This is a genomic window from Rhizobium tumorigenes, assembly GCF_003240565.2.
Taxonomy (GTDB): domain Bacteria; phylum Pseudomonadota; class Alphaproteobacteria; order Rhizobiales; family Rhizobiaceae; genus Rhizobium; species Rhizobium tumorigenes.
Genome location: NZ_CP117260.1, coordinates 70,942 through 94,683 on the forward strand (window position 1 = coordinate 70,942; position 23,742 = coordinate 94,683).

The 23,742-nt window shown below is 60.7% G+C and carries 20 protein-coding genes; 10 read left to right on the forward strand and 10 right to left on the reverse strand.

Translation table 11 applies throughout. The features are described from left to right. Positions 1–171 precede the first annotated feature (171 nt). The 7 genes from PR017_RS27310 (at position 172) to PR017_RS27340 (ending at position 8,033) form a co-directional block, all read left to right on the forward strand. Positions 172–1,764 (forward strand): ABC transporter substrate-binding protein, encoded by a 1,593-nt coding sequence (locus PR017_RS27310; protein WP_111218532.1) that lies wholly within the window; start codon positions 172–174, stop codon positions 1,762–1,764. Positions 1,765–1,908: 144 nt separating this feature from the next. Next, positions 1,909–2,643, forward strand: a complete 735-nt coding sequence (locus PR017_RS27315) for a FadR/GntR family transcriptional regulator (protein WP_111218530.1) — start codon at positions 1,909–1,911, stop codon at positions 2,641–2,643. After that, a complete protein-coding gene (locus PR017_RS27320) occupies positions 2,640–3,806 on the forward strand; it encodes a PLP-dependent transferase (protein WP_111218528.1) in 1,167 nt (388 codons plus the stop codon). The genes PR017_RS27315 and PR017_RS27320 overlap by 4 nt, the downstream gene beginning before the upstream one ends. Positions 3,807–3,846: 40 nt before the next feature. Next, entirely contained in the window at positions 3,847–5,106 is a 1,260-nt protein-coding gene (locus PR017_RS27325; protein ID WP_111218526.1) for an ABC transporter substrate-binding protein, read from the forward strand. A gap of 92 nt (positions 5,107–5,198) precedes the next feature. Beyond that, positions 5,199–6,134 carry a carbohydrate ABC transporter permease gene (locus PR017_RS27330; protein ID WP_111218524.1) on the forward strand — a complete coding sequence of 312 codons (936 nt, stop codon included), beginning with the start codon at positions 5,199–5,201 and terminating at the stop codon, positions 6,132–6,134. A 4-nt stretch (positions 6,135–6,138) separates the two neighbouring features. Continuing rightward, on the forward strand, positions 6,139–6,969 hold the full coding sequence (locus PR017_RS27335; RefSeq protein WP_111218522.1) for a carbohydrate ABC transporter permease: 831 nt from the start codon (positions 6,139–6,141) through the stop codon (positions 6,967–6,969). Between the two features lie 5 nt (positions 6,970–6,974). Next, on the forward strand, positions 6,975–8,033 hold the full coding sequence (locus PR017_RS27340; protein ID WP_111218520.1) for an ABC transporter ATP-binding protein: 1,059 nt from the start codon (positions 6,975–6,977) through the stop codon (positions 8,031–8,033). A 46-nt stretch (positions 8,034–8,079) separates the two neighbouring features. Here PR017_RS27340 and PR017_RS27345 read toward each other — a convergent pair whose 3' ends face one another. The 4 genes from PR017_RS27345 to PR017_RS27360 form a co-directional block, all read right to left on the reverse strand. Then, positions 8,080–9,150 (reverse strand): ABC transporter ATP-binding protein, encoded by a 1,071-nt coding sequence (locus PR017_RS27345; protein WP_111218518.1) that lies wholly within the window; start codon positions 9,148–9,150, stop codon positions 8,080–8,082. Between the two features lie 25 nt (positions 9,151–9,175). Further along, on the reverse strand, positions 9,176–10,024 hold the full coding sequence (locus PR017_RS27350) for a carbohydrate ABC transporter permease (RefSeq protein WP_111218516.1): 849 nt from the start codon (positions 10,022–10,024) through the stop codon (positions 9,176–9,178). After that, positions 10,017–10,955 carry a carbohydrate ABC transporter permease gene (locus tag PR017_RS27355; RefSeq protein ID WP_111218514.1) on the reverse strand — a complete coding sequence of 313 codons (939 nt, stop codon included), beginning with the start codon at positions 10,953–10,955 and terminating at the stop codon, positions 10,017–10,019. Before PR017_RS27355 ends, PR017_RS27350 begins: the two co-directional genes overlap by 8 nt. Positions 10,956–11,027: 72 nt before the next feature. Beyond that, positions 11,028–12,338 (reverse strand): ABC transporter substrate-binding protein, encoded by a 1,311-nt coding sequence (locus PR017_RS27360; protein ID WP_111218711.1) that lies wholly within the window; start codon positions 12,336–12,338, stop codon positions 11,028–11,030. 206 nt (positions 12,339–12,544) lie between these two features. On the opposite strand from PR017_RS27360, the gene PR017_RS27365 reads away from it, so the two are divergent. The 3 genes from PR017_RS27365 to PR017_RS27375 are packed head-to-tail and all read left to right on the forward strand — an operon-like array spanning position 12,545 to position 15,547. After that, a complete protein-coding gene (locus tag PR017_RS27365; protein ID WP_111218512.1) occupies positions 12,545–13,750 on the forward strand; it encodes an ROK family transcriptional regulator in 1,206 nt (401 codons plus the stop codon). Positions 13,751–13,787: 37 nt separating this feature from the next. Continuing rightward, the gene (locus tag PR017_RS27370; RefSeq protein WP_111218510.1) at positions 13,788–14,888 is read left to right on the forward strand and encodes a Gfo/Idh/MocA family protein; all 1,101 of its coding nucleotides are present in this window, start codon (positions 13,788–13,790) and stop codon (positions 14,886–14,888) included. Positions 14,889–14,905: 17 nt separating this feature from the next. Next, positions 14,906–15,547, forward strand: coding sequence for a ThuA domain-containing protein (locus tag PR017_RS27375; RefSeq protein WP_111218508.1), 642 nt, complete (start codon positions 14,906–14,908; stop codon positions 15,545–15,547). Positions 15,548–15,681: 134 nt separating this feature from the next. On the opposite strand, the gene PR017_RS27380 is transcribed toward PR017_RS27375, so the two are convergent. From PR017_RS27380 to PR017_RS27405, 6 genes are all read right to left on the reverse strand, one after another. After that, positions 15,682–16,905 (reverse strand): MFS transporter, encoded by a 1,224-nt coding sequence (locus tag PR017_RS27380; protein ID WP_111218506.1) that lies wholly within the window; start codon positions 16,903–16,905, stop codon positions 15,682–15,684. Positions 16,906–17,092: 187 nt separating this feature from the next. Next, positions 17,093–18,106, reverse strand: coding sequence for a ribosome small subunit-dependent GTPase A (gene rsgA, locus PR017_RS27385; RefSeq protein WP_240538934.1), 1,014 nt, complete (start codon positions 18,104–18,106; stop codon positions 17,093–17,095). A gap of 121 nt (positions 18,107–18,227) precedes the next feature. Next, positions 18,228–18,890, reverse strand: coding sequence for a DUF2161 domain-containing phosphodiesterase (locus tag PR017_RS27390; protein ID WP_111218502.1), 663 nt, complete (start codon positions 18,888–18,890; stop codon positions 18,228–18,230). Positions 18,891–18,988: 98 nt separating this feature from the next. Next, complete coding sequence (locus PR017_RS27395; RefSeq protein WP_111218500.1) at positions 18,989–20,617, reverse strand: Na+/H+ antiporter; 1,629 nt, start codon at positions 20,615–20,617, stop codon at positions 18,989–18,991. A gap of 132 nt (positions 20,618–20,749) precedes the next feature. Further along, positions 20,750–22,705: a heavy metal translocating P-type ATPase gene (locus PR017_RS27400; RefSeq protein WP_111218498.1), complete on the reverse strand. Its 1,956-nt coding sequence runs from the start codon at positions 22,703–22,705 to the stop codon at positions 20,750–20,752. Then, positions 22,702–23,742: an SPFH domain-containing protein gene (locus tag PR017_RS27405; RefSeq protein WP_111218496.1), complete on the reverse strand. Its 1,041-nt coding sequence runs from the start codon at positions 23,740–23,742 to the stop codon at positions 22,702–22,704. The genes PR017_RS27400 and PR017_RS27405 overlap by 4 nt, the downstream gene beginning before the upstream one ends.

Below are 23,742 nucleotides of genomic sequence, written 5' to 3' on the forward strand. Positions count from 1 at the left end.
CTGCACCCGTAGTTTAATCTTCGCTCATTATCAAATAGCCCATGCGCCGGGTAAAGTTCTGGCAAAATGGAGGATTGACGAGCCATTATAATGGACATTAGTGTCTATGGAAGCCGCTCGTCTAGGGATGATCCGTCTGTTGCGGACTTTATCGAAAAAAGGGGATGCCGAATGACGTCGAAATTTGGAAATGAAAACCGGGATCCCCTTTCGACGGTTCAGTCTGCCGAAGGCGTGACCAGGCGTACCGTCTTGCAGGGTTCGCTCGCAGGCGCCGCATTGATGTTTGCGGGCAGCGGCGCATTTGCACAGGCTGCAACACCCAAGACCGGCGGCCATCTGAAGATCGCTATGAACGGCGGCGCGTCGACCGATGCACTCGACCCGGCAAGCTACATCAGCGCCCTGCAATTTGTGCTGGCCCGCAGCTGGGGCGATACCCTGGTCGAAACCGACCCGGCGACCGGCAAGGCCATTCCGGCTCTGGCTGAATCATGGGAGACGACCGATGGCGGAACGACGTGGTCCTTCAAGATCCGGAAGAACGTGCGCTTTCACAATGGCGATGCGCTGAAAGTCGAGGATGTCGTCGAGACGCTGCGCCGCCACAGCGACAAAGCCTCCAAATCGGGCGCGCTCGGCTATGTCAGCAGCATCAAGTCTGTAGAGGCTTCGGGCGAGAATGTCGTCGTGACGCTGACCGAGCAGAACCGCGACCTGCCGCTGATCTTCAGCGTCTACAACCTCGTCATCCAGCCGAACGGTGGCAGGGACGATCCGAATGCCGGTATCGGTACCGGCCCGTTCAAGATCGTCCGCAACAATCCCGGCGTTCAAATCCTGCTTGAGAAGAACAAGGACGACTGGCATCCCAACCGTGGCTGGGTCGACAGCGTTGAGATCCTGGCGATCGCCGACGTATCGGCGCGAACGGCCGCATTGGCATCAGGGCAGGTCCATTTCATCAATGCAATCAACCCCAATACGATCCAGCTGCTGGGGCGAATGAAGAATATCACCATTCACAACACGCCCGGGCGCAGCCACTATACGCTGCCCATGCTGGTGGACCAGAAACCGTTCGACAACGTCGATCTTCGCCTTGCCCTCAAATACGCCATCGATCGCCAGTTTCTGCTGAAGCAGGTCCTTGGTGGATACGGCACGCTCGGCAACGACTTTCCTGTGAATGCTGCCTTCGACATGTTTCCCAGCGACATTCCGCAGCGTGAATTCGATCCGGAGAAGGCTGCCTTCCACTACAAGAAGTCCGGTTTCGACGGGGCCGTTCCAATCTATGCTGCCGACGTCATGCAGGGCGGCGTCGATATGGCGGTCATCCTCCGGGATGGCGCGGCGAAGGCCGGCATCAAGGTCGCCGTCAACCGCGTTCCGACGGACGGCTACTGGAGCGGCGTCTGGCGCAACAAGCCTTTCTGCGTCTCGTTCTTCGGAACGCGCCTGACGCAGGACCTGATCTATTCGCTCGAATTCTATTCGAAATCAGCAAGCAACGAGTCGAAGTTCGACAATGCGAAATTCGACACGCTGCTACTGGCCGCACGGGCCGAGGCAGACGAAGCGAAGCGCAAGGAGATGTACCGTGATATGGCACTCCTCGTGCGCGACGAGTCGGGTTCGATCATTCCCGTGTTCAACAACTACCTGAATGCATCGAGCCCCGCCCTGAAGGGCTTCGTACCGGATGTCGGCAACGATCTCAGCAACGGATACATCGCATCACGCGTCTGGCTGGAGAGCTGAGACGACCGGCGTGATCGTTGTCTGATTGATTGTCGTGCCAACCATCTATCGCGCAATACTTCCGCGTTCGGCTCACCGGACGACGAATTTCCATTGCTGTGGCTTTCCGCGAGTCGCACGAAAAAAAGATTGACCTGATAGCAGATGTCAGACCAATCTGTCGGCAACGAGGGAAACGAACGTTTGCTGACACCTTTGCCTACTCAGGATCGAACGCGCCAGGTTATCGATGCGCTGTCCGATTTCATCGAGAAAACCAACCTTCAGTCCGGCGACCAACTGCCGACCGAGCGCGAGATGATGGGTGCCCTGTCGGTTGGTCGCTCGACCATTCGCGAGGTCATGACCCATTTCCAGGCGCTCGGTGTCGTGGAGACGCGCAAGGGGAGTGGAACCTATCTGCTGAAGCCGGTTTCCAAGGCAACGATCCATATGCCGCTCTCCATGGACACCACGCATTTGCGCGACGTCCTGTTGCAGACGCTCGAGGTTCGGCGCGGCATCGAATGCGAAGCGGGAATGGTGGCTGCAAGGAAGCGCACTCCGGAAGATCTTGCGATCATCGAGGAAAAGCTCGACGAGATGGAGCGCGTCCACATCGCCAAGGGCGCCTCCGGCCCCGAAGACCTGGCGTTTCACCTCGCCGTCTATGACGCCACCCACAATCCCCTGTTCAAGCAGTTGCTGGAGCAGATGCGTGGCACCTTCGAGCGCTTCTGGACCCATCCTTTTGATCGGGAAGACTTTGCGCGGCGGTCGTTTCCGTTCCATCGCACCCTGTTCAACGCCATCGTGGCGCAGGATCCGGAGGCGGCGCGCTGCGAAACACTGAAGATTCTCGACGTCGTCGAGGAAGACATCAAGGAAATGTCAAAATGACCGAAGAACTCGGGCCATTCGATCTCGCATCGCTGATTACCGCCCATGACGAAGGCAACTATGCCGAAGCGGTGGTGCCTCCGATCTTTCAGACGTCGCTTTTCACCTTCTCCGATTACGACGACATGATCGCCTGCTATCGCGGCGAAAAGGTCCGGCCAATCTATACCCGCGGCCTTAATCCGACGGTTCGGATGTTCGAGGAGATGCTGGCCAAGCTCGAGGCGGCCGAGGATGCGCTCGGCTTTGCCAGCGGCATGTCGGCGATCTCGTCCGCCGTGCTCACCTTCGTCGAACCGGGCGACCGGATCGTCGCCGTCAAGCACATCTATCCCGATGCCTTTCGCCTGTTCGGCACGATCCTCAAGCGCATGAAGGTCGAGGTAACCTATGTCGATGGTCGCGACGAGGAGGCCGTCGCAAAGGCGCTTCCGGGCGCCAAGGTATTCTACATGGAAAGCCCGACCAGTTGGGTGATGGAAGCCCACGACGTCGGCGCCCTTGCAACGCTTGCCAGGCAGCACGGTGTCGTTTCGATGATCGACAACAGCTGGGCCAGCCCCTTTTTCCAGCAGCCGCTGACGCTGGGCGTCGATCTGGTCATTCATTCCGCCTCCAAATATCTCGGCGGCCATAGCGATGTCGTGGCTGGCGTTGTCGCGGGCTCGAAGGCGCTGATCGCAAGGATAAAGGCCGAAGCCTACCCCTATCTCGGTGGCAAGCTTTCTCCTTTCGATGCCTGGTTGCTCATCCGCGGCATGCGCACATTGCCGCTGCGCATGAAGGCGCACGAAACCGCAGGCATGACGATCGCCAGACGGCTGCAGAACCTCGACGTCGTCGAGGAGGTCTGCCATCCCGGCCTTGCCAACCGATTGCCGGCAGGCCTTAACGGCACGTCCGGCCTGTTCTCTTTCATTTTCCGCGAGGGCGTCGATATCCGGGCCTTCTCCGACCATCTCAGGCTTTTCAAGCTGGGCGTGAGCTGGGGTGGCCACGAGAGCCTCATCGTCCCCGGCGAAGTCGTCCTGCAGCAGAAGGCCCAGCCCAATTCCGCGCACACCTTCGGGATCAGCGCGCGGTCCGTACGCCTGCATGTCGGTCTCGAAGGAACCGAGGCCTTGTGGAGAGATATCGAGGAAGCAATCGCTGCAGCCTCATAAGAGCATCAACAGGAAGAAAAACCGAAAAGGGGGAATAAGTATGAAAAGACTGATAACAGCAGCACTCTTTACCGCGATGATGGCGGGAACTGCGTTCGCCGATACGACACTCAAGCTCGTCGAAGTCATCACCAGCCCCGAGCGTACCGAGACGCTCAAATCGCTCGTTGGCAAGTTCGAAGCGGCCAACCCCGGTACCAAGGTCGATATCATTTCGCTGCCCTGGAACGAAGCCTTCCAGAAATTCGCAACGATGGTCTCGGCCGGCGATACGCCAGATGTCATGGAAATGCCGGATACCTGGCTGTCGCTCTATGGCAATAACGGTATGCTCGAAAGCCTCGAGCCCTATCTGGCGAAATGGGAGCACACCAAGGAACTGACGCCACGTGCGCTGGAACTCGGCCGGGACGTCAAGAACACGGCCTATATGCTACCCTACGGCTTCTACCTGCGCGCCATGTTCTACAACAAGAAGCTGTTGGCACAGGCCGGCATTTCCGAGCCACCGAAGACCATGGACGACTTCGTCAAAGCCTCCGCGGCAGTCTCGAAGATCCCCGGAAAATACGGCTACTGCATGCGCGGCGGCCCCGGCGGCCTCAATGGCTGGATGATCTTTGCGGCCTCCATGGCCGGCGACAACACCTATTTCAAGCCGGACGGCACTTCGACCATGAACAGCGAAGGCTGGGCCAAGGGCATCGAGTGGATGGTCGATCTCTACAAGAAGGGATATGCGCCCAAGGACAGCGTCAACTGGGGCTTCAACGAGGTCGTCGCCGGCTTCTATTCGGGCACCTGCGCCTTCCTCGACCAGGATCCGGATGCACTGATCGCCGTTGCCGAGCGCATGAGCAAGGACGATTTCGGCGTCGCGCCCTTGCCGAAGGGACCGTCCGGCAAGTCTTTCCCGACGATCGGCTATGCCGGCTGGTCGATGTTTGCGACAACTGAGAACAAGGACCTGTCCTGGAAGCTGATCGCCACACTCGAGGGCCAGGAAGGTAATCTCGAATGGAACAAGAAAATCGGCGCTCTGCCGGCCTATACATCGGCAGAGAAGGATCCGTTCTATGCAGGTGACCAGTTCAAGGGCTGGTTCGAGGAACTGGCCGACAAGAACACCGTTCCCACCGTCATGCCGACCTATCTGGAGGACTTTGCCTTCTTCAAGGATTCGCTGGCCATCAAGACATCGCAGCAGGCTTTGCTGGGCGATATCTCCGCCAAGGATCTTGCCGATCAGTGGGCCGACTATCTGACCAAAGCGCAGCAGAAATTTCTCTCCAAGAAATAGGGCTTGATGCGGCGACGGAGCAATCCGTCGCCGTTTCGCACCTCCTGTTGCCAGCCGCATTGCCGCTGCAAACCTGAACGGACCTTTGGCCGATGACCATGACCGCCTATACCGATGACAGGCGTCGAGACCGCAGGCCCTGGAAAAAGCGGCTCGCCGATGCTTCGGAACCCTATCTCTACAGTGCACCGGCACTGATCCTGATCGTCGCCGTCATGCTGGTGCCGCTGGTGATTGGCGTCTCCTATGCCTTCCGGGATGTCCAACTGCTGAAACCGTTTTCCGGCGGCTTCATCGGCCTCGATCACTTTCGCGATCTTTCCAAAGATGCAGCCTTTTATGGCGCGCTGAGAAACACCCTGTGGTGGACAGGCGCATCGGTCGTCCTGCAATTTGCCTTCGGGCTGATCCTTGCCCTGCTGCTGGACAAGCCATTCTGGGGGCGTGGCCTCGTCCAGGCCCTGGTTTTCCTGCCCTGGGCCGTGCCTTCCTTTCTGGCCGGTCTCAACTGGGCCTGGCTCTTCAATCCGGTGATCGGACCGATCCCGCATTGGCTGTTCGCACTCGGCCTGATGGATCAACCCGACAACATCCTGTCCAACCCGCATTATGCGATGTGGGGGCCGATCGTTGCCAATGTCTGGTGGGGGATTCCGTTTTTCGCGATCACGCTTCTGGCCGCGCTGCAGGCAATCCCGCGCGATCTCTATGAGGCGGCCTCCATTGATGGCGCCAGCTGGTTCCAGCGGTTCCGATCGATCACGCTTCCTTTCCTGGCACCGACCATCGCCATCACTGTCTTGCTGCGAACGGTCTGGGTCTCCAATTTCGCTGACCTCATCGTCGTCATGACCGGCGGCGGCCCTGCCGATCGCACCCAGATCGTCGCCAGCTATATCTTCACCCAGGCCTTCAAGCGGCTGGATTTTGGTTATGCGTCGGCCATCGCGCTGGTGTTGCTGGTGCTGTTGCTCGCCTATTCTATGGTGATCATCCTGCTCCGGCAGACATTGCTGAACAAGGACTAGACCCATGAGACGATCTATCCTGCCCGTCATCGCCCATCGGCTGGCGATCCTCGTCTACATCGTATTCGCCCTGTTTCCGCTGTTCTGGCTGTTGAAAGTCTCGCTCACGCCGAACGACCTCCTCTATACCGAGGGCGTGCGGATGTGGCCTTCGCGCACGACCTGGGAGCACTACGCGTTCGTGCTGGAGCACAGCGATTTTCCGACGTTCTTCAAAAACAGCGTGATCGTCTCGGCCTCTACCGCCATCGCCGTGACGATCTGCGCGTCATTGGCCGGCTATGCGCTGTCCCGCTTCGATTTTCGGGGCAAATACTGGATCGTGGCGCTCATGCTGCTGACGCAGATGTTTCCGCTGGTCATGCTGGTGGCGCCGATCTTCAAGATCCTCTCGCCTCTGCACCTGACAAACAGCCTGACCGGCCTGGTAATTGTCTACACGGCGTTCAACGTGCCCTTCGCGACCTTCCTGATGCAGTCGTTCTTCGACGGCATTCCCAGAGAGCTCGAAGAAGCCGCGATGATCGACGGCGCAACGCAATTCATCGCCTTCCGGCAGATCATCCTGCCGCTGACCTTGCCCGGCATTGCGGCAACGCTCGGCTTCGTTTTCACCGCAGCCTGGAGCGAGCTGCTATTTGCCCTTATGCTGATCAACGGCAACCAGGCGGCCACCTTCCCGGTCGGGCTCCTGACCTTCGTTTCCAAATTCTCGGTCGATTTCGGGCAGATGATGGCGGCGGGCGTCATGGCACTCATTCCGGCCGGGCTGTTCTTCCTGCTCATTCAACGTTACCTCGTCCAGGGCCTGACGGCCGGCGCGGTCAAGGGATAGTCACCATGGCATCGATCGATATCCAGAACGTCAGGAAGGCCTATGGCCATGTGCAGGTGCTGCACGACGTAGACCTGCAGATCGAGGACGGCGAATTTATCGTGCTGGTAGGTCCGTCCGGATGCGGAAAGTCCACGCTGCTGCGCATGATCGCCGGTCTCGAGGACGTCACCGGCGGTGAAATCCGGATCGCAGGTCGCCGGGTCAACGAATTGCACCCGAAGGACCGCGACATCGCCATGGTGTTCCAGTCCTATGCTCTCTACCCGCACATGAATGTTGCGGGCAACATGAGCTACAGCCTGAAAATCCGGAAGATCGCCAAGGAGAAAATCGCCGCCGCGGTTTCGCTGGCCTCCTCGAAGCTGGGTCTCGATCCGCTCCTCGAGCGACGCCCCAAGGCACTGTCCGGCGGACAGAGGCAGCGTGTCGCCATGGGTCGGGCAATCGTGCGGGAGCCAAAGGCCTTTCTGTTCGATGAGCCGCTTTCCAACCTCGATGCGCGTCTGCGCGAACAGATGCGTGCCGAAATCAAGAAATTGCACGCCGATCTGAAGGCGACTTCGATTTACGTCACCCACGACCAGATCGAGGCGATGACGCTGGCGGACCGGATCGTCGCCATGCATGGAGGCGTTGTGCAGCAGGTTGGAAGCCCGCTCGAACTCTATGATCGCCCCGCCAATCTTTTCGTCGCAGGTTTCATCGGCTCTCCCGGCATGAATTTTCTGGAGGCCACCTATGACGGGCACCAGATGATCCTCGAGGACGGTACCGAAGTTCCGCTCGCCTCGACACCAATCGTCAAGACCGGCGAAAAGGCAACGCTCGGCATCCGCCCGGAACACGTGGTCGTGACACGGGATGGATCTGGTATCGGTGCCGACGTGGAACTGATAGAGCCGACCGGTTTCGGCATCATCCTGCACCTCAAGCTGCACGGCCTGCCGTTCAAGATCTTCACGCTCGATCGTGAAACCATGTCGATGGGCCCGAAAGTCTCCGTCGCCTTCCCCTCACAGCATCTGCATGTGTTCGACGGCGAAGGAAACAGGGCGACCTGATCCGGTGTTGCCCGAAAGCGCGACAACGTGCTCCCGTGTCAGCGACTTAAAGTGCGATCCCGCTGATGCGATCGAAAACGTAAACCTGGTCAGGGTTGATGTTGACGTTGAGCGCGGCGCCGTAGCTGACAGGGAACTCACCATCCACAACGGCTGTCATTTGTTGGCCGGCAATCTCGAACAAGACATGTGTCTGCGCGCCGGTCGGTTCCACGAGCAGGGTCCGACCGCTGAGTGGTGATCCGTTTCCTGCCGGGTTCAGGTTCTCCGGACGCAAGCCGATCGTAACCTCCTGTCCCGACGTGACCCGCCTCCCGGCGGCAATGCGCAGCGGGGTCCCGTCCTTCAGTCGTACGACCGGATAGCCCCCCATGCCCTCTACCACGCCGTCGAGCACATTCATGGCAGGCGAGCCGATAAAACCCGCGACGAACAGGTTGGCGGGGGTCCGATAGAGTTCCAGGGGCGTGCCGTGTTGCTCTATCCTGCCTTGGTTGAGCACGACGATCCGGTCGGCAAGCGTCATGGCTTCGATCTGGTCATGGGTGACGTAGATGGACGTTGTCTGGACCTTCTGATGGAGCGTCTTGATCTCGGCGCGCATCTGGACGCGGAGTTTGGCGTCGAGATTGGACAGGGGCTCGTCGAACAGGAATACGGAGGGATTTCGCACGACGGCCCGTCCCATTGCTACCCGCTGGCGCTGGCCGCCGGAGAGTTGGGCCGGTTTCCTCTCCAAAAGCGCGGTAAGACCGAGCATCCGTGCCGCCTCGTTGACGCGCTGGTCGATCACGGCCTTCGGCTGCCCTGACAATTTGAGATTGAATGCCATGTTCTGCGCGACCGTCATGTGCGGATAGAGCGCGTATGACTGGAACACCATGGCAATGTTGCGCTCGCGGGGCGTCAGCGCATTGACGATGTCGCCACCGATCAGCACGTCGCCGCCGGTAACCTCTTCCAGCCCGGCGATCATCCTCAGCAGTGTCGACTTGCCACAACCGGATGGACCGACCAGAGCAATGAATTCGCCGTCGCTGACTGACAGCGAGATGTCATGAATGACATCGAGCGCACCATAGGATTTGCGGAGGTTCTGAAGTTCGACGGATGCCATGCTTTGGATGCTCCAGTTGCGCCTGTCAGGACTTCACCGCACCGGCTGTCAGGCCGGCGATGATGTGTTTTTGCGCGAGGAAGAAGACGATGATGGTCGGCAGGATGGTCAGCGTGATGAAGGCCAGCACCAGTTGCCACTGTGTCCCGAACTCGCCGCGATAGACCATGATCCCGAGTGGCCAGGGATAGATCGATTCCGAGTTCAGCATGATCAGCGGCAGGATGTAGCTATTCCAGCTGCCGACGAAGGAAATGATGCTGACAGTGGCGATGATCGGTCGCGAAAGCGGAAGGGTGATGTACCAGAAGAAGCGCATGTAGCCGCAACCGTCGACCAGCGCTGCCTGGAACAATTCCTCAGGCAGGTTTTTGAAATAATTGCGCAGAAGGAGGATGCTCATTCCAAGTCCGAAGGCGACCTGTGGCAGGACGACGCCCCAGTAGGTATTGAGCAGGCCAAGATCGCGGATGCGGATGAACAGTGGCAGTATGGCGGTTGCCGCCGGGAACATCAGGCCGATCAGGAAGTAATTCAGGAGGAAATCCGAGCCGAAGAAGCGCACGTGGGCAAAGGTGAAGGCGGCCATCGCCGAGACGCTGACGGTCAGGAACACCGTCAGCAGGGCGATGATCAGCGAATTCATCATCTGACGCCAGTAGCGGTCGCCAAACAGGATGTCGGTGTAGTTTTCGACATGCCACTCCGCCGGCAGGCCGAACGGATTGACCCTGAGGTCGCCGAGCGACTTGAAGCCGCCGAGCGCGGTTGTCAGCAGGGGCACGAGGACGATAGCCGCGATGATGGTCAGCGACAGGTACAGGTAGGCCCTGGTGCCGGGGCTGATGCGAATGGATGTGGCCATATCAGTCATTGCGCATAAATATCCGTTTGTAACCGAAGGCGAGGGTGACGCAGATCACGAACAGCACCACCCCGACGGCGCTGCCGAGGCCCACCTGCATCCGGGTGACGCCGAAATTGAAGAGGAAAGTTACCATCGTCTGGGTCGAGTTGAACGGTCCGCCGCCCGTTAGCGGCATGATCAGGTCGAAGAGTTGCAGCGAGCCGACGATCGCGAAAAACACGGAAAGACGCAGTGTGGAGGCAAGCAGTGGCAGCGTCACATAACGGAATTTCTGCCAGCCCGTCGCGCCGTCGATCTCGGCGGCTTCCAGAATGCTTTTGTCGAGCGATTGCAGCCCGGCGATGAACAACATCATGTGAAAGCCGAAATACTTCCAGACGATGACTGCCAGGACAGCGTAGATCGCCAGGTCCTTGTCGGCGAGCACATAGGGCGTCGCGACGCCGAACAGGTGCGCCAGCGACGCGAACAGGCCATAATCGCCATCGTAGACAAAGCGCCAGATCAGGCCGGCGGCCACCTCGGCGAGCACGTAGGGCAGAAAGAAAATCAGCCGGAACATCACCACGCCGGCAATTCTGTTGGCGAGCATCGTCGACAGCCAGATCGCCAGCGGAATCTGCACGATGATCGAAACGACAATGATCAACGCGTTGTTTTTCAGAGATGTCAGAAAGGCCTGGTTGTTGAACAGGACCTGGAAATTCCGCAGGCCGACAAAATCCGTCGGTGCGCCGTAGCCACTCCATTTATAAAGGCTGTACCAAGCCGCTTCGCCCATCGGCAGGATGACAAAGATCGTGAAAAGCAGCAGGGCAGGCGGCAGGAAGATGAGCAGCACCGGCAGGCGGCCGTGGTTTGCCGAACTCTTTCGCCGTACGGCAGACTTGGGCCGTGCCGCCGCACTGGCGGTCGATGTCACGCTGATATCAGTCATGGGGATTGCCTGTCTCGAGATTCGAGGTTGCGGCCGGCGGCGGGCAATGCGTGCTGCCGCCGGACACAGGCTTCAGAGTTGATCCTGCTCGAAAGCCTCCTGGATCTGCGCAGCTCCATCCTTCGGCGTCAGCTGGCCGGAGACAATGCCAACGGAGACATCGTTGACCACACGACCTACGGACGGCCCAAGATCCTGGTCGAAGAAGTTCTGGTGCCAAGTGGTATGGGCGAGTTGTTCGGCGGACTGCCTCATCAGCGGATTGGTGACCCCATCCTCGGCGCCGACTGCCACGGGAATGATCATGCCGGCCTTCGCCATCACCCGCTGGTTGTCGGCATTGTTGAGATAGGCCAGGAAATCCAGCGCTTCCGGGGGCGCTTTTTTCGATACTGCCCACGCATTCAGTCCCCCGAGCGTATCCGTCGCGGCACCAGCGCCGCCCGTTACTGCCGGAAACGCAAAGCGACCGATATTGTCGCTGGCAAGGCCTTTGCCGTCGCCAGCATTGGTGCGCTGGTTGGATTCTGTATTCTCGAAGCCAAGGATCATCGCCGCCTTGCCGTCGGCGAATACGCCAAGGGTCTGCGGCCATGTCGCGCCGAGATAGCCTGGCTGGAACGGTTCGAGTTTGCCGAGATCGGCAAGCTGCTCGCCGGCCTTTATGACGGCGGGATCGTTGAAACCTTCACCCTGACCGGTCTTGGCGGCGTCGAACACCTTCTGGCCGCCGTCGCGCATCACGAGGTAGCTCCAGTAGAAGTGGATCGGCCACTTTTCGCCGCCGCCGCCGGCGATCGGCACGATACCGGCAGCCTTAATCTTCTTGACCGCTGCCAGATAGTCTTCCCAACTCTTGATGGCGGTCGCGTCGACGCCGGCTTTGGCGAACAGCGCCTTGTTGTAGTAGAACGACACCGTGCCGAGCTTGAAGGGTACGGCGCTGATTTTACCGTCGAAGGTCAGGCCCTCGACGGCGGCAGGATTGAAGCTCTTCAGCCACGCGCCATCATTGGCCTTCATTGCAGCGGTCAGATCCAGCAGGGCGCCAGTTGCCATCTGCTGCTTCAAGACGCCACCACCCCAGCTATAGAAAAAATCCGGGGCGTCGCTCGATTGCAGCAGCGTCGGCAGCTTGGCCTTGAACGCTTCGTTTTCCAGGAACTGCATCTGGATTTTGACGCCGGGATGCTGGGTCTCATAGGTATCGGCTATCTTACGCCAGATGGCGACATAGCCAGGATCAAGCTCGAGGTGCAGCCATTTGACGGTGGTATCGGCCATCGCGCTGGCCGCACCGAGCATGATGGCAAGTCCGGTGGTAGCGACAAGCATAGCTGTCCGCTTACCGCGAAGGGCTTTCGCCCCGACGATCTGAAACATCATTTCTCCTCCCAAGGGAATGACAAGTCCTCACCATTTTTCCCTTATGCGGATTAAGTCATCGGAAAATTGCACAGTTGTCAATCGCTAAACTTGTTTTTTAGGCAGCAAGGCTTGACAGTCTTTAACGTGGGGTCTCTATTTAATTCATGATCCGGCCTAAATTCCACGGTGGGATAGTTGGTCCAACAGGTTGCTTTGTCTCAATGAAAACTGCCGACCCAGAGCTGATGCGGGCGATCAACCGTTTCAGTATTCTCGATACGATCCGGCGCGCGGGGCCAATCGCGCGGATCGAAATCAGCGAACTCACGCAATTGTCGACGACCACGGTGTCCGCCATCACGGCAGCCCTGCTGGACGATGGTCTGATCCTGGCGCGACACGAGGGCGATCTTCGCAATCCCGCAGCGCGAGGTCGCCCGAGGGTGGCGCTGGAGCTCAATCCGGCTGCCGCGCGCGTCGTGGGCGCAAAGATTGCTGCCGATCGGATGATCTTCGTGGTGACTGATTTTTGCGGCGAGGTGCTGTCGAGACAGACGATGGCGCTGCGCGTCGATCGGCAGCCGATCAGCGTCATTGCCGACCTTATCGATGATGGGGTCCGTCGTTGCGTTATCGATGCGGATCTGTCGATCCATGATATCGATCTCGTCTGCCTGGGTTTGCCCGGGCTTATCGAACACCGCACCGGGCATGTCCGCACCAGCCCGATTTTTCGCGAAACCGGCGTCGATTTCGCCCGGGAAATGTCCGAGCGGCTGGGCACGACAACGATCGTCGAGAGCGATGCCCATGCCATAACCCTAGCGCATCACTGGTTTGGACACGCCCGCGAGCTCGATGACGTCGTCGTGGTTTCGCTGGAGAAAACTCTCGGTCTCGGCGTCCTGCATGGTGGCCAGCTGTTTCGTGGCGCTGGCGGTCTCAGCCACAATCTCGGCGATCTCGTCATTGGCATGGGATCGGAAGGCGCCATCCGTCTCTCCAGCCAGGCGGGGGAGAACGCCATCTTCGGTGCACATTCGAGTGGCGGCCGCTTTGCTGAAGCCGTCCGGCTTGGGCGCGGCATGGCGCACGCGCAGACACTCATTGCTGGCGAGGACAATGGACTGATCATCGCCGCCACACGCGCGGGCGAGGCTTGCGGCATGGCCGTCGCCAATATCGTCACGTTGTTCGCACCGCCCCGCGTCATCGTCGTCGGATCGACACTCGCACTGGGAGCGCCGTTTCTCGATAGCCTGCGTCATGCCTATGCGGCGGCCATTCCGCCCTCCATCCGGGGCGTCGCCGAACTTGTTTTCGACCAATCGACCGATGAGACCTGGGCCCAGGGAGCAGCGGTCGTGGCACTTCGCGAACTCTACGAATCGCCTTGGAGCACGACAGGGCCCGCGCCGGCGCACTAACCCACAAAAACTCGAACCGGTCTTGGAGGAGGCAATTATGGAAAAAGTTGGAATCGGCATTATCGGCTGCGGGAATATATCCGGCGCCTACCTGAAAGCCATGAGATCGTTCCCCATTCTCGATATCAAAGGCGTGGCGGACCTCAATCGCGACCTGGCAGAGGCAAAGGCTGCGGAGTTCGGCCTGAAAGCCGTCGACATAGCAGAGCTTTTCGCGGATCCGTCAGTTGAGATCATCGTCAATCTGACCATCCCGAAGGCCCATGTCGCCGTCGCCCTGCAAGCGCTCGATGCTGGAAAACACACCTATTCGGAAAAACCGCTCGGCATCAACTTCATCGAGGGCAAGCGCCTCGCGGATGCTGCCGCAGCGAAGGGTCTGAGGATCGGTGCTGCGCCGGACACATTCCTCGGCGGCGGCCACCAGACGGCGCGCGCCATCATCGATGAGGGTGCCATCGGCCAGCCGGTCGGCGGTACCGCGACCTTCATGTGCCCCGGCCACGAGCGCTGGCATCCAAACCCGGATTTCTATTACGAGGTCGGCGGTGGCCCCATGCTCGATATGGGACCCTACTACATCACCGATCTCGTCAATCTGCTCGGTCCGGTCTCGCAGGTGGCAGGCTTTGCCACGACCCCGCGCAAGGAGCGCATCATCACCAGCGCGCCGCGCAACGGCCAGCATATCCCCGTGCATGTCGCGACCCATGTCGCCGGCGTCATGGCTTTTGCCAATGGCGCCGTCGTGCAGATCGGCATGAGCTTCGATGTCGCTGGCCACAAGCATGTTCCGATCGAAATCTACGGGACGGAAGGTACGCTTCTCGTGCCCGATCCGAACCACTTCGGCGGATCGGTGGAATATTTGAAGAAGGGCGGCGAGTTCGAGACCCGCGAGGTTACAGAACCTTATGCCGACGGCAACTACCGCTCGCTCGGGGTTGCCGACATGGCATATGCCATCCGCTCAAACCGACCGCACCGCGCCAGCGGAAGCCTGGCGCTGCATGTGCTGGAGGTGATGGAAGCCTTCCAGACCGCATCCGATACCGGCCGTACGGTCAGCATCGCCACGGAGACCGGGCGTCCCGCTCCCCTGTCCGAATCCCTTGTGGACGGGCTGATCGGGCAATGAAACAGGAGAACAGTACAATGCGCGAAGCACTTATCGTCTGGGGCGGCTGGAGTGGTCACGAGCCGCAGGAATGTGCCCATATCGTCCGCGACATTCTGGAAGAGGATGGTTTCAAGGTCTATCTGGAAAACAGCACGGAAGCGTTTGCCGATCCATCCATCCACGACCTGAGCCTGATCGTGCCGATCGTCACGATGTCGAAGATCGAGAAGGAGGAGGTAAAGAACCTGGCCGCCGCCGTCGAGAGCGGCGTCGGTATCGCCGGTTATCACGGCGGCGCCGGTGACAGCTTTCGCGATAGCGTCGACTACCAGTTCATTGTCGGCGGCCAGTGGGTGGCCCATCCCGGCAACATCATCGATTACACCGTCAATATCACCAAGCCAGACGACGCGATCATGGAGGGGATCGAGGACTTTCCTTACACCTCCGAGCAATACTACATGCATGTCGACCCATCGAACGAGGTGTTGGCAACGACCACCTTTACCGGCGAGCATGCCTACTGGATCAACGGTGTTGTTATGCCGGTCGCCTGGAAACGCCACTATGGCAAAGGCCGGGTCTTCTATTCGTCGCTCGGGCACCAGGCCAAGGAGTTTTCGGTGCCGCAGATGAGAACGATTTTCCATCGCGGCATGAATTGGGCGGCGAGGTGATTGGCGGATTGAATACCGCACTATGGCGCTCGGGCGAGCGCCATAGTGAAAGTTGACATGGCGCCCACTGCGAACAAGCGAACCGGGTTTGACGGTGAATCTCATCCAATCTGTCAAACGCCGGCACTAAACTCCTACACCTGCCTTGCGCGGTGGCGGCGACCTTTGCCTATGTCTGGCAGGAAGACGGTGAGGAGGCCTAGCAGGGGCAGGTAGGAGCAGATGCTGTAGACGTAGGCGATGCCCTTATGGTCGGCGACAATGCCGAGCCCGGCCGCGCCGATGCCGCCGATCCCGAAGGCGAAGCCGAAGAACAGTCCGGCGATCGTGCCCACACGTCCGGGTACCAGTTCCTGCGCAAAGACGATGATCGCGGAAAATGCCGAGGCGAGGATGACGCCGATGATGACTGTGAGCACCACCGTGACCTCATAGTTGGCATAGGGGAGTGCGAGGGTGAACGGCAAGGTGCCGAGGATGGAGAACCAGATCACAAACTTGGTGCCGAACCAATCGACGGCAGGCCCGCCTGCAACCGTGCCGACTGCAACCGCGCCGAGGAATACGAACAGCAGGATCTGCGCGTGCTGGACCGAAACGCCAAAGCGGTCGATCATATAGAACGTGTAGTAGCTCGACAGGCTGCTCATGTAGATGAATTTCGAAAAGACCAGGAATACCAAAACGATAATCGACTTGACGATGGTCGCGCGCGGCAGGGCGACGACGGCTGCGACCACCTTGCGCTTTGCATTGGCAATCCGGTGGCGGGAATACCAGACGCCGACGCGCCACAGGACGATCATGCCGAGCAGGGCCACCAGCGAGAACCAGGCCACGCTGATCTGTCCGCGAGGCAGGACGATGAAGGCTGCCAGCAGCGGTCCCATGGCCGAGCCGAAATTGCCGCCGACCTGAAACAGCGATTGCGCCAGCCCGTGACGTCCGCCGGAGGCCAGCCGCGCCACGCGCGAGGATTCGGGGTGGAACACGGCAGACCCCAGCCCGACCACGCCGGCACCGACAAGCAGCACCCAGTAGGCATGGGCAAACGCCAGCAGCAGCAGACCGACCAGCGTAAAGCCCATTCCGACGGTCAGCGAATAGGGCAGCGGGCGCTTATCGGTATAGATGCCGATGAGCGGCTGTAGCAGTGAAGCCGTTACCTGGAAGACCAGTCCGAGGAAGCCGATCTGGGTGAAATCGAGCCCGTAGCTATCCTTGATCATCGGATAGAGTGCCGGGATGAGCGACTGCATCGTATCGTTGAGCATATGGCAGAAGCTGACGGCCATGATGATGCCGAAAACAGTTTCCTCGGCCGTCGGCACTGCTGCGCTCGCGGTTGTATCGGTCATGTCAGCCTCCCCTTTGTCCACTTGAGGTTGATCAAGTAGCGCCGGGTCAGGGCTGTCTCAAGCCGGGTTGTGCCTCTATCCGTCGCGTCCAGGCAATTCCTGCAAAAGTGCCTGGCGATTTTTGCGTCCGGCAAGCGTAAAAACAAAGAGATAGAGCTTTTCACGTCTCCGTGAAAACGGAATTGCCCTAATATTTCTTTTTGCGACCGGGGACCTTGTTGCCGCGCGGCCCGGTCTGCACCGGCGTGTTCTGGACATTTTCCTCGGAAAGCTTGCGCCATCGATCCAGCCGCTCGGCCGAAAGCGTGCCTTCCTTGACTGCCTTCTGGACAGCGCAACCGGGCTCGTGCGCGTGGGTGCAATCGCGGAACCGGCAGAAGGGTGCCAGATCGGTAATCTCGGCGAACAGCGTTTCGATGCCGAAGGAGGCGTCGCTGACATAGAGCGTCCGCATGCCGGGCGTATCGATCACCCAGCCGCCACCGGCGATGGCGTGCAGCGAGCGGGAGGTGGTGGTGTGACGGCCCTTGGCATCCTGTTCGCGAATGCCACCGGTCTCCTGGGTCTGTTCCCGATCCGGCCCCGCCAGCGTATTGACGAGGGTCGACTTGCCGACGCCGGAAGAACCGACCAGCGCCACCGTACGGCCAGCACCGCACCACGGTGCCAGCGCACCGACTGCATCCGGAGAGCGGCCGTTGAGCACGACGACGGCGAGATCGCGCTGCAGCGCCTGCGCCTGCTGCCTGTAGCTCTCGGCGTCATCCACAGTATCTGCCTTGGTGAGCAGGATAACAGGCTCGGTGCCCGCCTGGTTGGCAAGCGCCAGGTAGCGCTCGAGCCGCGAGGGATTGAAGTCGGCATTGCAGGAAGTGACGATGAACAGGGTGTCCACGTTAGCGGCAGCCAGCTGATTGTCCTTGCCTTCCGTGCGGCGCTGCAGCAGCGCCTTGCGGTCCAGGCGGCGGACGACGAGATCGGTGTCGTGTTCCGCAAGCACCCAGTCGCCGACAGCGAACTCGCCGGTATTGGCGTGCGGTCCGAGAACGAGCTGCTCCGGACCATGCTCGGATATGGCAGCGAGACGTGTGCGGTGAACGCCGGAAATGCGGCGCGGTTCAAGACCGGCGTCGGCATCCTCGATCTGCGATTGGAAAAACTCAGACCAGCCGAGTGCGGCAAGCGATGCTGTATCCGTCACAGGTTGCCCCCGGGGCTTGGCGTTGAAGTCATCGGCCAGCTCCTCTTCGATACGGGCATGGACGCTGATAGCAGACCGGTCGCTGAGAGGGCAATCACTTTGGCGGCTACAGTGGCCATAACTATTCGACGACCGCCACTTGCGGCCATTGCTTCAGCGCCTGCCTGCCGCCTTCTGTCAGAGCGTAAACGCCTTTTTCCACCCGCTCGAACCAACCGTAGACGTTGCGAAGCAGGATCGTTCCCGCCTGCGGTGCTACCAGTTTCATATCCTTCGGTCGGAGAGGCCCCGCCTCGAGCGCTGCGGCGATCGCAAGTGCCTGCTGGCGGTAGGCGGTCATGACGGGAATTTTGGTCGAGCCGCCGAGCATTGGGTCGCCGCGCCGCCGTTGGTGCTCCCGTACCAGCCGCGAGCGCCGCTTGGAATTGGTCCGTGGCATCGGCGTTACCGACCGGACGATGACGCTGACGACGCCTGTATCCGAGACTCCCAGCATGCCGAAGCCCAGCCGTCGGCAGAGATCGCGATAGCGACTGTCGGATTCGCGACCCTTGCCCTTGGCCGAAATGCGGGCGGCAATCCAGACCTCGTCGCAGACGGACGCCCGATCGACGGCTTGCAGGACGAGTTCGAGGTTGAACGTCAGCTTCAGTTCGCAGATGACGACGATGTCGGGGTCGTCGTCGCTAAGCCCCACCACGTCGCAGCCGCCGATCTCGCCTTTGACCCGGTAGCCGGCATTTTCCAGAAAGGCCTTCACGGGAAGATAAAGCGTTTTTTCCAAGCTGGGTCCGACCTAGGTGATTCTATCTCTCTTCTTTTGCAATGCCATGGCTGGCTTCGCAATGCCTACGGAGGCCGATGCCGCCTTGCGATGCGCTGCTAGCTGAGATAGCGCGCTTCGAGGAGATCCAGCTCGTGAACCAGTTTCCGGCCGGTCGCGCTGCCGAGTTCGCGGGCGCGGACCTTGCGGAAAATCTCACTGCGTTCTGCCCGGACTGCCGCCAGCCGCAACTGCATTTCGATCTTGGCGATCTCGCGTGACGTCGAGCCCGCATCTTCGGTCCCTGTATGGATTTCCAGCCGCCGCCGATAGAATTCGGTGACCCGGGCCGCGGCCTCGACATAGAGGTCCGTGTCGTCCCGACCCTTGGCTAGGCGGTGCTGGACCTCCTCGACTTCCTTCATGGCGACCTGCGCCGCAGCCGTTCGGGCGGCATCTTCGTCTTCCTCGTGTTTGGTTTCCTTTGGCAGCTCGAGGTTCCGCAGCAGGGGTGGCAGGAACAGCGTGGCGGCAATCAGCGAAAAGATAATCACCCCCATCGCCAGAAAGATCGCGAGGTCCCGGCCGGGAAAGATCGTTCCGTCGTTCATCGTCAGGGGCAGGGTCAGGACGCCCGCCAGCGTCAGCGCGCCACGAACGCCGGCCACGGAAAAGGCCGCGACGATACGCCAGTTGGGCGAATCATGACGCCTCTTGTCCCGCAGCAGCGTTAATTGCAGCGACACCCAGACCCAGACGAAACGCAGGCTGGCAAGACCGACTGTCAGCGCGAAGACATAGGCGAGCAGCCACCACGGATTCTCGTGGCCCGTCAGCCTGACCGTTTCCTCGGCGCGCGACAGGATGCCTGGCAATTGCTCGCCAAGGAGGACGAAGATGGTGCCGTTCAGGGCAAAGGCGACCATGTCCCAGACGGTGCTGCGGCGGACGCGGGTGACGGCCATTGCCTGGCCCGAATTTTCCGCAAAGCTCATCGTAACTCCGGCCGAAACGGCAGCCAGAATGCCGGAGCAATGAAAATGCTCGGCCAGCAGGTAGCAAGCGAATGGAATGAGCAGGCTTACAAGGATCTGGGATCCGCTTTCTTCGCCATAGTGCTGTGAAAGCCGGGTGCTGACCGCATTTATCGACCACGTCACCGCGATGCCGATCAGCACCCCGCCAATCGCCACCCACAGAAAATTCAACGTTGCATCATAGATCGAAAACGTGCCGGTCAGGGCGGCAGCAATGGCAAAGCGCAGGCATACAAGGCCGGATGCGTCGTTGAGAAGCGATTCGCCCTCGAGAATATGCATCATGCGCGGCGGGATTTTCACGCGTTTCGCAATCGCCGAAACCGCGATCGGATCGGTAGGAGAAACGACCGCTGCCAGCGCGAAGCAGACTGCCATCGGCATGGCCGGGATCAGCCAATGGACGAATAGCCCTACGCCAAGCACCGTGAAGACGACCAGCCCGAGCGCCAGTTCAAGAACTATGTTGCGGTCCCGTATCAATTCCTCGCGCGGAATGCGCCAGCCGTCGAGAAACAGCAGCGGCGGCAGGAACAGCAGGAAGAAAATGTCCGGTTCCAGCGTGACGCTGAGATTTGCAGACAGGCCGATCGCTGCTCCGAGCACGATCTGGATCAGCGGCAAAGGCAGCGTTATCGGGATAACCCGGGACACAAGGCCGCTGACGACGATGGCCAGCAACAAAACGAGGGCTGTGGTGATGACGTCCAAGTGATGCTCGTCCTTCGGTTCTGCGCAATTCACGTCGGGACGAACAAAAACAACGAATGCAACTGCATTGCAATTCGCCGGCGCCGGAATCCTGCAACTAATTCGTCAGCACCCGTTCCGCCGCCCGCGAGATCAGGCTGCCTCGATGGCCGCCAGCGGCTCGTCGTATCGCATCAGCCGGGCGGCATTGCCGAGCACCAGCAGGGTGCTGACATTGTGCAGGATGGCCGCCACCAGGGCGCCCTCCGTGCCGAGAAGACCGAGGGCTGCAAGGATGACGATGGCGACCGTCCAGCCGAGGCCGATGACGACATTTGTCTGCAAGGTCTGGCGGCAAAGGCGGCTGAGGCGGACAGACGTGCCGAGCCTGCGCAGATCGCTGCCGATCAGGATGATATCCGCCGAGGCAAGCGCGATGTCCGATCCGCCGACCCCCATCGCCACGCCGACCACGCCAGCCTTCAATGCAAGCGAATCGTTGATGCCATCGCCGACGACCATCGGCCGGAAGCCGCTGCTGATTTCGCGCGACACCCGCGTCAGCTTGTCTTCCGGCAGTGCCTGCGCCGCAACATCGGTGATGCCGACTTCGGCTGCCAGGGTGTCTGCCACCGACTGACGGTCGCCTGTCAGCAGCAATTGCCGGGCTAGGCCAAGGTCGCGCAGATCGGCCATCGCCACGGAGGCCTCCGGCTTGATGGTGTCCGACAGCAGCAGCCAGCAGGCAAAGCGTCCATCGAGCGACAGGCCGGCTATCGGGCCGTCGTGATCGGGCGGCGGGGGTGCTGCGACCGAAAGTCGGGTAAACAATTCCGTCCGGCCGAGTGCTGCTTCGCCGCCTTCCGTCATCGCCACGACACCGAGCCCCTGGACCTCGCGCAGGCCGGTCAGCGGCAGGTAGCTTGCCTGCGGCACGAGCGAGGCGAGGGCGCGACTGACAGGGTGGCTGCTGGCAGCGCCGAGCGAGGCGGCAAGAGCCAGCAGGACCGGTCGTTCCGCGTCGCTAACGGCATTCATTTGCTGCAAACGCAGTTGCCCGTAGGTCAGTGTTCCCGTCTTGTCGATTACCACCGATGTCAGGTCGGCCAGTTCCTCGAGGAAGGCAGAGCCGCGAATGAGGATGCCGTGCCTTGCCGCCACCGCAATGCCGGCAACGGCTGTGGCCGGAGCGGACAGGACGAGGGCGCAAGGGCAGGCCGCAACCAGCACGGCAAGCATGGTCTGGTCGTCATAGGTGAGGAACCAGGCCAGGGCAGCAATCATCAGCACGAGTGAAAGATACTGATAGGCATAGCGCTCGAGCAGCCTCGTGATCGGCGGCTTGGCATTTTCGGCGCGTTGCATCAGGGCGATGACCTTGCCGAGGGTCGACTGCTCGCCGGTGCGCGTCACTTCGAGGCGTAGCAATCCATCGAGATTGATTGCACCGCCGAAGATGTCCATGCCGAGACTGACTTCGACAGGCACCGCTTCGCCGGTGATCGGCGCGGTGTCGAGACTGGCCTGGCCCTCGATGACGCGGCCATCCGCCGGAACGCGGTCGCCGGCCCTGACTTCCACGATATCGCCGGGTTTCAACGACGCATTGTCGATCTCCTCGATGTTGCCATCGGCCGTGACCCGGCGGGCGAGGCTGCGGGTCAGCTGCGCCAGCGCGTCCATCGCCTCCTTCGATCCAATGACGCTTCGCTCCTCCAGCACATGGCCGAAGATCATGATGATCGGCAGCAATGCTGCGGTCAGAAGGTCGCCCGTGGCCCAGGCGGCGAGCATCGCCAGCGCGATCAGCTGGTCGGTGATGCCGTGCAGGCTTGGACGGCGCAGGCTGTGCCATGCCGAACGGATGACAGGCACGGAGACAATGATCGATGCTGCGGCAAACAGCAGCTGGCCGATGCCGGCCTCGTCGGGCAGGAGCCATCGCCAGCCGAGGCCCAGCACCAGCAGCCCGACGGCAACCATGGCCTGGAGGAGCTGGAAACCGGCGCTTTTCTTTTCGTTCGCCGTCAGCAGGCCGGTGCTGAAGACATGGCTGTGCGCGTGCGAATGCCCGTGGCCATGATGCGAATGTCCGGCTGCCTCGCTCATTTTTCCACTCCCTGCAGAATAAGGCGGGCATCGTCGCGCGGATCGACGGTGACGACGGAGCCCGCCTGCGACAGGATGGTTGCGACCCTTGCGCGGTAGAGGCGCTGCAGCAGGCCGGGGTCGCTGTTGCTGCCTTGCGTGGTCGCAAGACCGGTGATCGTGGCTGTGTCGGTGCGGGCTTTACCCACCCGCTCGGTTGCCTGCGCCTGGGCCAGCTTGACGACGAGATCGGCGGCCTGCGCAGCCGCCTGGTTCTGCTTGGCGGCATCGTTGCGCGCCGCAGCGATGGCCTGCTCCGCCTGCTGGCTGGCGGTCAGCACGCCGTCGAAGGCTGCAACGGCTGAAGCTGGCAATGACGACTGGACGTCTGCACGTTCAACCTCGATGCCAAGCCCGAGGCCCTGCGTTGCCAGCGCGCGAAGGCCGTCGTTGATGCCGATGACCAGGTCGGCCCGCAGCCGTTCGCGCCTCTCGGCAACCCCGCTGTCGGCGGCGACCAGCTCGGGTCTGGCGACAAGGATGCTGTCGAGATCGCGGGAGGCACAGACCATCACCGCGCTGCGTGTTGCAAGCCGGTCCAGCGCCGGTATCACATGAGCGCCCTGAAGGACGTAGGCGACAGGATCGGTGACGCGATAGAAGACCCTCACGTCGAGATGAACGGCGCTGGCATCGGCGGTCAGCAGATAGCCCGATCCGGCCTCCGCATCGCTCTGGAGACCTGTATTTGAAGTCACGAGGTCGGCTGTCGGTGACCTCAGCAGACCTTCGACCTTGCGCTCAATCACCTGTGCAGCATCGGGTACCAGCGAAACCCGCTCGAAAGGCTGTGGCCAGGCGAGCGTCAGGCCGGCGTTCTGGACGCGGTTCAAGGCGCCGAAACGCATCACGACAGCGCGGCTCTGGGGCGGGATCTGGCGGATATTGGATGTCGCCCAGGAGATCGCGGCTATCAGCATGATGCCGAACATCGCCATGAAGGCGAGCCGCACGGCCTGTATATGCGGCGCCGCTTTGGTGTTTCGCATGCCGGACAT

What these genes read in the sequence shown, in the direction of transcription:
- PR017_RS27310 (WP_111218532.1), top strand. Translation starts at nt 172, where the DNA reads ATGACGTCGAAATTTGGAAATGAAAACCGGGATCCCCTTTCGACGGTT.
- PR017_RS27315 (WP_111218530.1), top strand. Translation starts at nt 1,909, where the DNA reads ATGTCAGACCAATCTGTCGGCAACGAGGGAAACGAACGTTTGCTGACA.
- PR017_RS27320 (WP_111218528.1), top strand. Translation starts at nt 2,640, where the DNA reads ATGACCGAAGAACTCGGGCCATTCGATCTCGCATCGCTGATTACCGCC.
- PR017_RS27325 (WP_111218526.1), top strand. Translation starts at nt 3,847, where the DNA reads ATGAAAAGACTGATAACAGCAGCACTCTTTACCGCGATGATGGCGGGA.
- PR017_RS27330 (WP_111218524.1), top strand. Translation starts at nt 5,199, where the DNA reads ATGACCATGACCGCCTATACCGATGACAGGCGTCGAGACCGCAGGCCC.
- PR017_RS27335 (WP_111218522.1), top strand. Translation starts at nt 6,139, where the DNA reads ATGAGACGATCTATCCTGCCCGTCATCGCCCATCGGCTGGCGATCCTC.
- PR017_RS27340 (WP_111218520.1), top strand. Translation starts at nt 6,975, where the DNA reads ATGGCATCGATCGATATCCAGAACGTCAGGAAGGCCTATGGCCATGTG.
- PR017_RS27345 (WP_111218518.1), bottom strand. Translation starts at nt 9,150, where the DNA reads ATGGCATCCGTCGAACTTCAGAACCTCCGCAAATCCTATGGTGCGCTC.
- PR017_RS27350 (WP_111218516.1), bottom strand. Translation starts at nt 10,024, where the DNA reads ATGACTGATATGGCCACATCCATTCGCATCAGCCCCGGCACCAGGGCC.
- PR017_RS27355 (WP_111218514.1), bottom strand. Translation starts at nt 10,955, where the DNA reads ATGACTGATATCAGCGTGACATCGACCGCCAGTGCGGCGGCACGGCCC.
- PR017_RS27360 (WP_111218711.1), bottom strand. Translation starts at nt 12,338, where the DNA reads ATGTTTCAGATCGTCGGGGCGAAAGCCCTTCGCGGTAAGCGGACAGCT.
- PR017_RS27365 (WP_111218512.1), top strand. Translation starts at nt 12,545, where the DNA reads ATGAAAACTGCCGACCCAGAGCTGATGCGGGCGATCAACCGTTTCAGT.
- PR017_RS27370 (WP_111218510.1), top strand. Translation starts at nt 13,788, where the DNA reads ATGGAAAAAGTTGGAATCGGCATTATCGGCTGCGGGAATATATCCGGC.
- PR017_RS27375 (WP_111218508.1), top strand. Translation starts at nt 14,906, where the DNA reads ATGCGCGAAGCACTTATCGTCTGGGGCGGCTGGAGTGGTCACGAGCCG.
- PR017_RS27380 (WP_111218506.1), bottom strand. Translation starts at nt 16,905, where the DNA reads ATGACCGATACAACCGCGAGCGCAGCAGTGCCGACGGCCGAGGAAACT.
- PR017_RS27400 (WP_111218498.1), bottom strand. Translation starts at nt 22,705, where the DNA reads ATGAGCGAGGCAGCCGGACATTCGCATCATGGCCACGGGCATTCGCAC.
- PR017_RS27405 (WP_111218496.1), bottom strand. Translation starts at nt 23,742, where the DNA reads ATGTCCGGCATGCGAAACACCAAAGCGGCGCCGCATATACAGGCCGTG.